The following is an 11140-nucleotide window of genomic DNA, read 5'->3' on the forward strand; positions in this document are numbered from 1 at the left end:
CCAGAAAGTTTAGACCCGAAAAATTCTTGAGTGGCTGTCCTATTTTATTAAAAACTATTTTTTCCCGTTAATCGTTTGACGCTCTGACGTTCGATAACTTTGATTGGTGTAATGGTTTTAGTAACTTTTTTGTCTTTATTCAACAACCAATCAACACCTAACGTACCCATCTCATAAAAACTTTGACTGACACTAGTCAATTGTGGCTGAACTATTTCACACAATTCCGTACCATCGATGGCAACGATGGAAATATCATCTGGAACTGACAGGCCAAGGCTCCTAGCTTGATTCATAATGCCAATAGCTGCCATATCACTCCCGGCGATGATGCCTGTCAGTTTAGTATTACGTCCATAAGTCGACATAGCTAATTCTCCCGATTCATAACTATAATCTCCAGCTGAGATCCAGTCGGGATTTTCTTGCAATTTGAATTCTTTGAGAGCTCTCTTATAGCCATGAAGACGTAATTCACCAGTGATGGCATTTTTGTAATTGATACCAGCGATCCCGATATTTCGATGGCCCTGTTGATACAAGTATTTAGTAGCTAAATAACCGACCTCTTCATCATCAGAAGTTATAAATGGCAAACTCTCGTCGGTTTCAGAAATTGACAAGAAGCAAAACGGAATCTGAGCCGACTTTAACAAGTCTAAATTATCGTCATTAACTTCGACCGACAATAATAAGATTCCCATGACAGAACGATTTACCGCTGTATTGATAGCTCTTCTTTGACGTTCAGCATCGAAATCTCCAGCATACAAAATAATGACATTCAAGTCTTTTGGAAAAGCAGCTGCTTGAATCCCATCAATAATGTGATTTGAAAAATTTGTCTTAGTTGCATTGACGATCACAGCTAAATCATGGCTCTTTCTAGTTACTAATTCAGTTGCTGAGGTATTTTTACGGTAGCCTAATTTAGCTGCAGCCTCGCGGACTTTTTTTGCCGTCGAGCTCCCGAAAAAGCCCTCTTTATTTGCTAAGACACGCGAAACCGTGGCCGCTGAAACCCCGGCCATTTTAGCGATATCTTTAATTGTGGTAGCCAAGAACATTTCCTCCTTTGGCAATCATTACTACCATTCTACTTGTTTTCGATTAATAAAACAGCTTAATAGCTTATTTTAAGCAAATTTACACAAACGTTTGTGTTTTTGATATAAAAGCATTGTAAACGTTTGCGTAAAATGTTAGTATCATCAATGTAATCGGTTGCAATAAAATAAATTGAATCTATTTCAAGGGGGAAATACTTATGGTTGACAACAAAGCACTTGCCAATGAAATACCTGTTCAACCTGCCAAAGCTGAAAAGAAAGTTTCTAAAAATTCATTGCCAAATTTATCGATGAAGACACTTTTTGCAATGACCTTTGGTTTCTTTGGCGTCAACATGGCTTTTTCATTACAATCATCGCAAATGGGAAGGATCTTCCAAACGATCGGCGCTGATCCGACCAAATTGGGATTTTTCTTCATATTGCCTCCACTAGCAGGAATGATCGTTCAGCCTTTGATTGGAAAATATTCTGATATGACTTGGACTCGTTTCGGCCGTAGGATGCCTTACTTATTAGTTGGAGCACCTGTTGCTGCTCTCGTTATGATCCTATTGCCAAACGGCGGAAATATGGGACTTGGTTTTGCCTCACTTGCAGCATTATGGTTCGGTGCAATTTCAGTTTTATTCATGGATTTATCATCTAATGTCTGTATGCAACCGTTCAAAATGATCATCGGTGACATGGTCAACGAAGATCAAAAAGATCGCGCTTGGTCATGGCAACAATCATTTTCTAATTTAGGTGGAGTTTTTGCCACTATTTTACCGTTCGTTTTAACTTGGATCGGCGTTTCTAATGTTGCTGCTAAAGGAACTGTTCCTTTATCACTACGGTTAACATTTTATATTGGAGCCGCTATCCTTTTGATCACGTCATTATATACAGTTAAATCAGTTCACGAATATGATCCAACAACTTATGCAAATTATCATCACATCGATGTTAATGATCACAAAAAGTCAGCTAGTCTTTGGAAATTGATTAGAACAGCTCCTAGATCATTTTGGGAGATCTTCGTAGTTCAAATTTTCAACTGGTTTGCTTTTCAATACTTAAGCACTTATGGTACTGGTGCCATCGCAAGAAACGTTTGGAACACTGCCAATGCCTCATCGGCTGGCTATCAAGCCGCTGGTAACTGGTTCGGGATCATGACTTGTGTTCAATCTCTAGCAGCTGTTGTTTGGGGATTCGCAGTCTTATCACACACTAAACCAATACAACGTAAATTCTGGCTTCGTTTCAGTTTGATCATTGGTGGATTGGGATTCGTTTCCATTTTCTTCATCCACTCACAATTCTTATTGATCATTTCATTTTGCATGATCGGTATTTGGTACTTAACTATGCAAACACAACCTCTTTCACTGTTCACAGAATCATTGAATGGACAAAATGAGGGTGCTTACCTAGGATTGTTCAACTGTGGTATCTGCTTACCACAAATCATTGCTTCATTACTAAGTTTCGTCATTTTCCCAATGGTCGGAAAATCAATGCCTGGTATGTTAGCAGTTGCCGGTGCAGCACTATTGAACGGCTCATTATCTGTAAGTTTGATTCATCCATCTATCACTAGTAAAACTGAGGAGGAAATGTAATTATGACTAAACAATGGTGGCAAAGTTCTGTGGTTTATCAAGTATATCCACGTAGTTATCAAGATAGTAACGGCGATGGCGTAGGAGATCTTCCTGGGATCACACAACGCCTGCCATATATCAAGAAACTTGGTGCCGATGTCGTTTGGCTAAATCCAATTTACAAATCACCAGACAAAGACAACGGCTACGATATCAGCGATTATCGTTCAATCCAACCTGTTTATGGAACGATGGACGACTTTGACAAGATGTTGGCAAAAGCCCACAAATTAAATTTGAAATTATTGATGGATTTAGTCGTCAGCCACACTTCTGACCAACACGAATGGTTCAAGCAAAGTCGTCAGTCAAAGGATAATCCTTACGCCGACTATTATATTTGGCGTGACCCTGTCGACGGTCATGAGCCGAACAATTGGGGTTCATATTTCAGCGGTTCAGCTTGGACTTATGAACCAAAACGTGGTCAATATTACCTACACTTGTTCGCACCTGGTCAACCAGATCTCAAATGGGAAAATCCTAAAGTTAGAGAAGAAGTCTACAGCTTGATGCGTTTCTGGCTCGATAAGGGTATCGACGGCTTCAGAATGGATGTCATCAACCTGATTTCTAAACCAGCCGGTCTACCTGATGCGCCACAACCTAAGGGAGCACCTTATGGCAATGTCGAACCACTAGTTTCAGATGGTCCACGTCTAAATGAATTTTTGCATGAAATGAATGACAAAGTCTTATCACATTATGACATCATGACCGTCGGCGAAATGCCCGGTTCAACACCTGAAGATGCCATCAAATATACCGGCTTAAAAGCCAACGAACTCAACATGGTCTTCCAATTTCAACACGTCACACTCTCACCCAACCCAGACAAACGCCTCGGCAAGTGGAACGACCAACCAGTAAAATTGACCGACTTGAAGCAAGCCTTATCCCGTTGGCAAACTGAGTTAGATGGAAAAGGTTGGAACAGTTTATACTGGAATAACCATGACCAGCCAAGAGCCGTATCTCGTTTTGCGACTGATGAACCCAAGTACCGTGTCCTGGCAGCTAAGATGTTAGGAACTACTCTACACATGATGCAAGGTACACCTTATGTCTATGAAGGTGAAGAACTTGGTGAAACTAACGTCCATTACCAAAAATTGACTGATTACGAAGATATCGAAAGTATCAATGCCTATCATCAATTTGTTGATACCGACAAAAGTGTTGATGGACCAACAATGTTGAAATACTTAGAAAACATCTCCCGTGATAACGCCAGAACTCCAATGCATTGGGACGATTCAGAAAATGCTGGTTTCACGACAGGAACTCCATGGTTCGCTTTGAACCCTAATTACCAAGAGATCAATGCCAAGAGTCAGGTTGACGACCAAGATTCAATTTTCAACTATTATCGTCAATTGATCTCACTACGTCACGATAGTGATTTGATCGTGTTAGGAACTTATGAAGAATTAGATCCTGACGATGACCAAGTATTTGCTTACCGCCGTCACTACAACGGTCAAACGCTGCTAGTCATTAGTAATTTCACTGATCAAACAATCACACGTGATTATCAACAAACTCAAGCAAATAAATTATTGATCGGTAATTATCAGGACGATCAAGGAACAGAAATTAGACCTTATGAAACAAAGGTTTACCAATTTAATAATTAAAATAAAAAGTCGAAAACCAAATGGTTTTCGACTTTTTTGTGCTTATTGTGATACTTGAGTAAATTTATTGCTTAAGTCAATGCCCAAATAATTAGAAATATCGCTCACACTAGGATACTCACCTGTTTTCATCAACTTACCGTCAATGATTGTTACTGGTAAAGCAGCGGCACCATTTTTTTTGATCAAATCGTAAACGATCGGTTGATTGGCGAAGGCTTTCGGATTGCTAGCTAGATTAGTCCGAGCAATCTCATCTTTGCCTTGGTCATTGATATATTTCTCAATTGCCGTGATCAGGACTAACTCTTCATCAACATTGGGCCCACAAACTCCAGTTTCACAACATAATGCCCGTTCGAATATTTCTACTTTTGTCATAATTGATTTCCTCCCCAGAAATTTTCTTCAATAATATTTTCTAAAATAATTTTGCTTAAACTTTTAAAAATTCTTTCTCAAAATCTAGATCCCAGTTCTCAACTACAAACTTGCCATGAGATACTTCGGCGATTTTATCGATCCACTCGACTTCGTTTTCGGCCCGGACTTCCAAAAATGGATTATCAGTCTGGATACCGACCATACTTTGGTTGACGACCCACCAGTCATGCAAGATGTCGACCCGATCCAAATCTTGATTGAGTCGGAGTGATTCATAAACTGGTGTCGTTTCCGGCAAGGTGACCATAATGATCTCGGTTTGTTGATGATCCTGTAATTTTGGTAACAAATCGGTGATCGATTTTGGAACTGAACCGGTGGTCTTCTTGACTTGCTCAGCGTATTTTTGAGTGGAATCAAGCAATAACAACGTATGCCCGGTCGGGGCCGTATCGATAACTACCACGTCACTGCGATTATCAGCAATGATCTCAGCGAATCTTCTAAAGACGGCAATCTCTTGGGTGCATGGAGAACGGAGGTCTTCTTTGATGTAGTCCAAATCATCAGCTGACATCGACTTCTCAGCTTTAGTGATAACCTCATTTTGATAAGCTTTCAAAGCCAACTGCTCATCAATATGACTGATGGTGATGCGTTGGTCATCAATTTTGAATTGGTTTAAATGATCAGCTGGATCAGTAGTGGCTAAATTAACGGTCTTACCAGCTTGGGCCAATTTTTCGGCAATTTTTACGGCGATAGTTGTTTTACCAACACCACCTTTGCCCATCGTAAAGACGATCTTTTTATTAGTCTCTAATAAATGATCGACGATTTTGTTCAGTTTTGGATAATTTGTCCCCTTCGTGATTGCCGTTGATTCAACGACCATTTGATCATCAAATAAGTGCCTTAGCCTATCGATTCCGATAACATTATATGGTCGTAACGGCAAATAATAATTCGTTTTGTCAGCTAGATTGTCAGGCATTTGAGCAATATCTTGCTGCTGCTGACGATATATAAATTGTGAAGGATCATCGTTCGGTTGTTGTAGGACACCATTAATAACTAACAATTGATTTTTCATACCGATTTGATCCAATTCCTGGCAAGCTCGGTCAGCTTCCAATAGAGATGACTTTTCCGGACGAGAAATAATCATCAACGTCGTCAAATTAGGATCACTCAAGGTTTCAACTGCCTTTGAGTAAGCCTTTTTCTTATCTTTTAAGCCAGCTAATTGACCTAAACATGAGGCTCCACGTTGATTTTCATCTAGATAATCATTCCAAGCTGAAGGTAATTGCAGCATCCGTAAAGCATGACCAGTCGGTGCAGTGTCAAAAATAATGTAATCAAAACGTTGATCGACCTCTGGGTCAGTCAAAAATTCTGCGAACTCATTGAAAGCCGCAATCTCAACTGTACAAGAACCTGACAGTTGCTCTTCCATGTTTTCAATTGCCGCTGCAGGCAAAATATCCCGATAAGGTCCAACGACATTTTCTTTATACTTAGCCGTTGCCTCTAAAGGGTCAAAATTAGCAGCATATAAATTAGGAACCGTGGTGATCTGTTTTAACTTATCATCAAGTTCTGTTTTAAAAACATCTTGTAAATTACTGGCCGGATCAGTCGAAATAATCGCTACCTGATGACCAATATTGGCAAGTTTAATCGCAGTAGCACTAGCAACGGTAGTCTTGCCAACGCCACCTTTACCAGTGAAGAACAAATAATGTGTTAATTCTGATTCAGTCGGTTGAAAGAAATCCACAATATTACCTCCCTAATTGATACATAGATGATTGTCTATGTGTTAAATAGAAAAAAGTGTTATCACGACACACATCCCTGATGACAAGCACAATTCGGTCCGTCATCAAATAACGTCTGAGCCGATTGGTTAAAGTTAGAAATGAACTCATCATTTAAAGCATAATAGTGCCATTTGCCCTTTTTAGTCGTCGAGATGATCCCAGCTTCTTGCAAAATCTTCATACGATGCGACAAGGTCGGCTGCGAAAATTTAAAATGTGGCAAAATATCACAAGCACAGAGTGAACCACAAGATAACATGTCAATTATCTGCAAACGACTAGGGTCAGACATTGCTTTTAAAGTAGTTGCATAACGTTGATAATCCATTGTCATCCCCCCTTTAAAGCCAATTAAAATAAATAGACGTTCATCTATCTATAAGATAATCCTTAGATAGATGAACGTCAATATAATTTGATACATATTTCACAATACGAAACTTTTTGAGCAATTAAGACTTCATAAAACAACAAATTTTGCTTCACGAATTTTTTAGCAGTGCTTTGATTCCACCAACGTCTTCCGTCGCTCCGAACAAACTGCCAGCTGGTTGCAATGGGCGCGTTTGGCTAAGATCTCCTAAATAATATGGCACAAAGCCAAAGTCCTTGATCACCTGGGCAACTATCTCCAAACCTTTTTGATCACTGCCAGCATAGACGATAGCTTGATCCTGACCACTTAAACTAGCCAAATCGTGATACCCCATGTGGTTAAAGGCTTTGATCACGATGCTCTGGTCAAAATACTTTTGAACGTTTTCAGACGAGGTCGTTTGCTGATCAAAATAATTGTTCTCATCGCCATCGACTTCTCACCAGTAATTCATTGCATCAATGACTAATTTTCCTTTTAACTGATCCGGGACAATTTGTCGGTATTGGCTCAACGGCAGGGCTAAGATGATGATATCTGAGCTTTTGATGACATCTTTGACGAACATTGGCGTGGCCCCTTTGGCTAAAACACTCACTGCCAAGCGGATTTTGTCTGGTTCTTTGGAACCGGCAATATTTATTCGAAAACCGACATTTTGTCCTAACTTAGCCAACGTCATTCCTAATTTTCCGGCACCGATGATGCCGATCACTGGTTTAGTCACCTGCTTTCACCAGAATTTCTTTTACTCGAGGGATCACTTTGGTGGCATACAGCTTAATCGTCTCGAGGCGAGTTTTTTCAAGTTGTCCGCCGGTCCCATAAACTAGGTCAAAACGGTCGATCCCTAGTTCACTAGTGGTTTGAGCGATTTTTTGAGCCACAGTTTCAACAGACCCAACGTAATACGCTCCTTGTCCGACTTCAAAGTCATATCGCTTTTGAGTCATTTCTGGCCAGCCTCGGTCACGTCCAACTTTATCCATACTTTGTTTGATGTATTTCCAGCCAATATCATAGGCCTCTTGGTCAGTTTCGGTAATGATGCCATGGGAGTGGACACCGATTTGATGGACCTGAGTACCGTATTCTTCGGTGGCATTTTTGTATAGTTCGATATAAGGTTCAAATCTGATAGCTTCACCACCAATGATGGCGATCATCATCGCATAATTATAACGGGCAGTGCGCAGGACAGACTCAGGTGTACCACCGATACCAATAAAGACAGGCAATTGATGCTTTTCGATCCGAGGATAGACGGTTTGATTAGCTAAATTTTGAGTCTCTTCCCCACTCCAAGTAACTTTATCCTTGGTGATCAATTCATTGAACAACGCCAATTTTTCATCAAACAACTTGGTATATTTTTCTAAATCGTAGCCAAACAATGGAAATGATTCAGTAAATGAACCACGACCAAGCATGATTTGAGCTCGTCCGTTGGAGATACCGTCTAAAGTAGCAAAACGCTCGTAGATCCTGACTGGATCATCAGAGCTCAAGACAGTGACTGCAGTACTGAGCTTGATCCGACTGGTGGAACTGGCTAATGCTGCCAGCATTATCTCTGGACTAGAAATCGAATATTCCTCACGATGATGTTCGCCCAAAGCAAAGATATCGATCCCCAATGCATCCGCTAATTGACCTTCTTTAAGAATATTTTGTAGCGATTCTCGATAAGTCATCTTTGACCCATCTTCATTGAAAGCCACATCCCCCAAAAGTATCGAGGCCAAACTCTAATTTACTAATGTCGATAGACATAATCACACCTCACAAAAAATGACATCAAGAAGCAATTTCAAGCTGAGTATACAGCCGAATAGCAACTTGGTGCCATTAATAAGTTTGGCAATTTTGACTTATATCAATCAAGTGTGATTAGTTTATCAATTTGCATATCAAATTCTTCGACCGGCCAGTCTGAGTCAGCAAATTCCATGATCGAAGGTACTAATGCTACAGTCTTTCCCTGATATTGAGCTAGGAAACGGTCATAATATCCGCCGCCAAAGCCGACTCGATAACGATCCGAAGTAGAAAAAGCTACCCCCGGAACTAAAACTAAATCAGGTTGTCGTTCAACTAGATCAGCTTGATACACTGGTTCAGGGATTCCGTAAGCACTGACCACCAAGTCGTCATAACTAGAAAATGGCAAGAACGCCATCTGGCGATGAGGCATGGTTTTGGGCAAATAGACTTGTTTACCCTCAGATAAAGCCCGTTCAATGATTGGTTTCGTCGGTACCTCGAACAAATTGCTGACCGTTGTGGCAATCGATTGAGCGTTCTGCCACTCAGGTTCTTGTGCCAATTTTTCTAACAGTACGTTGCCTTCTTCAGTAGTTTTCGCCCTACCCTTGCTTAGAGCTTTAGTTTGCAGTTTTCGTAGGTCCTTCTTATCGATGATCGTTCCCTCCCCGAATTGGTCTCTATAGCTCTCTTATCTTATCAAATAAAGCCAGCTACTAGTTAGTTTTTTGAATTCAGCGGTTCGATGACTAAAGTTTCTGCTAATAAGACTTCACTATATAGATCATAGATATATTTTTGATACTTCTCTTCACTTTGAGAAACTCCATCAAGATACTCACGCTCTTTGTCGAAGGCATTCATGAAAGCTCGCATCTCCAATTCTTTTTCGGTTCGATCGAATTCGGGATGTCTGACGACATCGATCCAAGCTCGCATGAAATCTTTGGTCTTAGTCCGTTGTTTTTGTGTCATCAAATCAAAGATAACTGATTTTTTGATTTTATCAGGTAAATACATCTTATTGACTGCTTCAATTGCTTCTTTGACCATATTCAACCGTAATTGATTAACCTCTTGTTTGACCTGATCATTTGTGATATCTGACTTTAAAATAAAATTAAAGACAATCGTTGGTACGATCAAACTCAAAATTATCAAGGTACCTTCTGCCATCAAAACTAGATGAAAGTCCCCATTGTTAACTTGAACTTCTTTAAGCATGTAAGCCAAAGCCAACGTAATTGCTCCGTGAACTCCACCTAGTGAAAAAATCCAAGCTGACTTATTAGACATTTTTAAGCGTAGACAAGCATATAAGTAACGGATGATCAGACTAATGATATATAAAGTTACCCCGATCAGGAGCCAATTCAAATCATGAATAGCATTTTTATCTTGAATGATAATCTTAACGAACATGTAGCCTAGGATCACAAAAGCTGTACTATCAAAGATCTCCGTGATCATTGAGACCAAACCAAATCCTTGATGGACTTGGGGGGCATTGGTCAAACGACTCCGTTGTGCTTCGGCATTATGGACTAGCCCAGCGCATACGACGGCAATGATCCCTGAAACATGGATTTCTTCAGCTAGGTAATAGATCACTAACGGCGTGATGATATACAGCAAGTTCTGGGCATTCAGGGAATTAAATGAGGTTCGTAAGAGAAATTGTCTGAACAAGACCATCACAAAAGCGGTCGCGAAACCAAATAATATCCCACCTACGGCGGAAACTACGAAATTTAATAAGGTCGCACCATAATCAATATAGCCTTTGACATACCAAAGAATCGCCATATTTAGCAAGATGATCCCAGAAGCATCATTGAAAAGTGATTCCATCTTCAAAAAGGTGCCTTCATTATTGGGTATCTTCAATCCCTCACTGACTGAATCTAGCGCGGTTGCATCAGTTGGCGTACTTATAGCCGACAAAATAAAGGCCAGTGGCAGACTGATGCCAGTGATCCAGACGACACTGAATCCAGAAACGACCATACACAAAAGGACTAAAAAACCAGCAGTCTGCATGATATGCTTCAACTCTTTACCGACAGCATTCAGGCGAGTCGCCTGCCCTTCAAAAAATAGCAATGGTGCGATGATCAACCCCATAAAAATATCTGAATCAAAATTTTCCACATGACTACTAATAACAGGAATCAATGAAATGACCCCGCCCAAGATCATACTGATATAGCTGACAGATACCCTTCTGATTGCCTGTGAGATAAAGATACTAATAGCAGCTGCAAAAACGATAATAACCGTTGATATCATAACGTGCATAAACGTCATCCCCTAAAACAACTAACTTTGCATTCAATATAGCACAAACTCAAAAAAAGCCACCTAATATGTTAGATGGTTTAAAATTAAATAGTATAGTTATCGTGAACTACATCGGTACTAAAGTACCGAGCTT

General features: G+C 40.1%; 10 protein-coding genes and 1 pseudogene. 2 read left to right on the forward strand and 9 right to left on the reverse strand.

The features are described from left to right. Positions 1-47: 47 nt before the first annotated feature. Positions 48-1061: a LacI family DNA-binding transcriptional regulator gene (locus FC27_RS11015; protein WP_029508239.1), complete on the reverse strand. Its 1014-nt coding sequence runs from the start codon at positions 1059-1061 to the stop codon at positions 48-50. A 206-nt stretch (positions 1062-1267) separates the two neighbouring features. Between FC27_RS11015 and FC27_RS11020 the strand changes: the two genes are divergently transcribed. Together FC27_RS11020 and FC27_RS11025 are read left to right on the forward strand one after the other, a co-directional pair. Next, positions 1268-2677, forward strand: coding sequence for an SLC45 family MFS transporter (locus FC27_RS11020; protein WP_010625327.1), 1410 nt, complete (start codon positions 1268-1270; stop codon positions 2675-2677). A 2-nt stretch (positions 2678-2679) separates the two neighbouring features. Further along, complete coding sequence (locus tag FC27_RS11025; protein WP_010625328.1) at positions 2680-4356, forward strand: glycoside hydrolase family 13 protein; 1677 nt, start codon at positions 2680-2682, stop codon at positions 4354-4356. 42 nt (positions 4357-4398) lie between these two features. Here the strand turns inward: FC27_RS11025 and arsD are convergent, their stop codons facing one another. From arsD to FC27_RS11065, 8 genes and pseudogenes are all read right to left on the reverse strand, one after another. Continuing rightward, on the reverse strand, positions 4399-4737 hold the full coding sequence (gene arsD / locus FC27_RS11030; protein ID WP_010625329.1) for an arsenite efflux transporter metallochaperone ArsD: 339 nt from the start codon (positions 4735-4737) through the stop codon (positions 4399-4401). Between the two features lie 55 nt (positions 4738-4792). Beyond that, the gene (arsA, locus tag FC27_RS11035; protein WP_010625330.1) at positions 4793-6523 is read right to left on the reverse strand and encodes an arsenical pump-driving ATPase; all 1731 of its coding nucleotides are present in this window, start codon (positions 6521-6523) and stop codon (positions 4793-4795) included. Positions 6524-6585: 62 nt separating this feature from the next. After that, entirely contained in the window at positions 6586-6894 is a 309-nt protein-coding gene (locus tag FC27_RS11040; protein WP_010625331.1) for an ArsR/SmtB family transcription factor, read from the reverse strand. Between the two features lie 154 nt (positions 6895-7048). Then, complete coding sequence (locus tag FC27_RS11045) at positions 7049-7261, reverse strand: NAD(P)-binding domain-containing protein (RefSeq protein ID WP_010625332.1); 213 nt, start codon at positions 7259-7261, stop codon at positions 7049-7051. A 120-nt stretch (positions 7262-7381) separates the two neighbouring features. Continuing rightward, the gene (locus FC27_RS11050; RefSeq protein ID WP_010625333.1) at positions 7382-7669 is read right to left on the reverse strand and encodes an NAD(P)-binding domain-containing protein; all 288 of its coding nucleotides are present in this window, start codon (positions 7667-7669) and stop codon (positions 7382-7384) included. Continuing rightward, positions 7662-8715: pseudogene (locus FC27_RS11055) on the reverse strand (LLM class flavin-dependent oxidoreductase). Before FC27_RS11055 ends, FC27_RS11050 begins: the two are co-directional and overlap by 8 nt. 103 nt (positions 8716-8818) lie before the next feature. Continuing rightward, positions 8819-9364 (reverse strand): 5-formyltetrahydrofolate cyclo-ligase, encoded by a 546-nt coding sequence (locus FC27_RS11060; protein ID WP_338025919.1) that lies wholly within the window; start codon positions 9362-9364, stop codon positions 8819-8821. 62 nt (positions 9365-9426) lie between these two features. After that, positions 9427-11004: a cation:proton antiporter gene (locus FC27_RS11065; protein WP_010625336.1), complete on the reverse strand. Its 1578-nt coding sequence runs from the start codon at positions 11002-11004 to the stop codon at positions 9427-9429. Between the last annotated feature and the right edge of the window lie 136 nt (positions 11005-11140).

The sequence above is a fragment of the Companilactobacillus versmoldensis DSM 14857 = KCTC 3814 genome (assembly GCF_001434295.1).
In the GTDB taxonomy this organism is placed as follows: domain Bacteria; phylum Bacillota; class Bacilli; order Lactobacillales; family Lactobacillaceae; genus Companilactobacillus; species Companilactobacillus versmoldensis.

Coding starts and splice junctions, on each gene's coding strand:
- FC27_RS11065 (WP_010625336.1), bottom strand. CDS start 11,004: ATGCACGTTATGATATCAACGGTTATTATCGTTTTTGCAGCTGCTATT.
- FC27_RS11020 (WP_010625327.1), top strand. CDS start 1,268: ATGGTTGACAACAAAGCACTTGCCAATGAAATACCTGTTCAACCTGCC.
- FC27_RS11025 (WP_010625328.1), top strand. CDS start 2,680: ATGACTAAACAATGGTGGCAAAGTTCTGTGGTTTATCAAGTATATCCA.
- arsD (WP_010625329.1), bottom strand. CDS start 4,737: ATGACAAAAGTAGAAATATTCGAACGGGCATTATGTTGTGAAACTGGA.
- FC27_RS11040 (WP_010625331.1), bottom strand. CDS start 6,894: ATGGATTATCAACGTTATGCAACTACTTTAAAAGCAATGTCTGACCCT.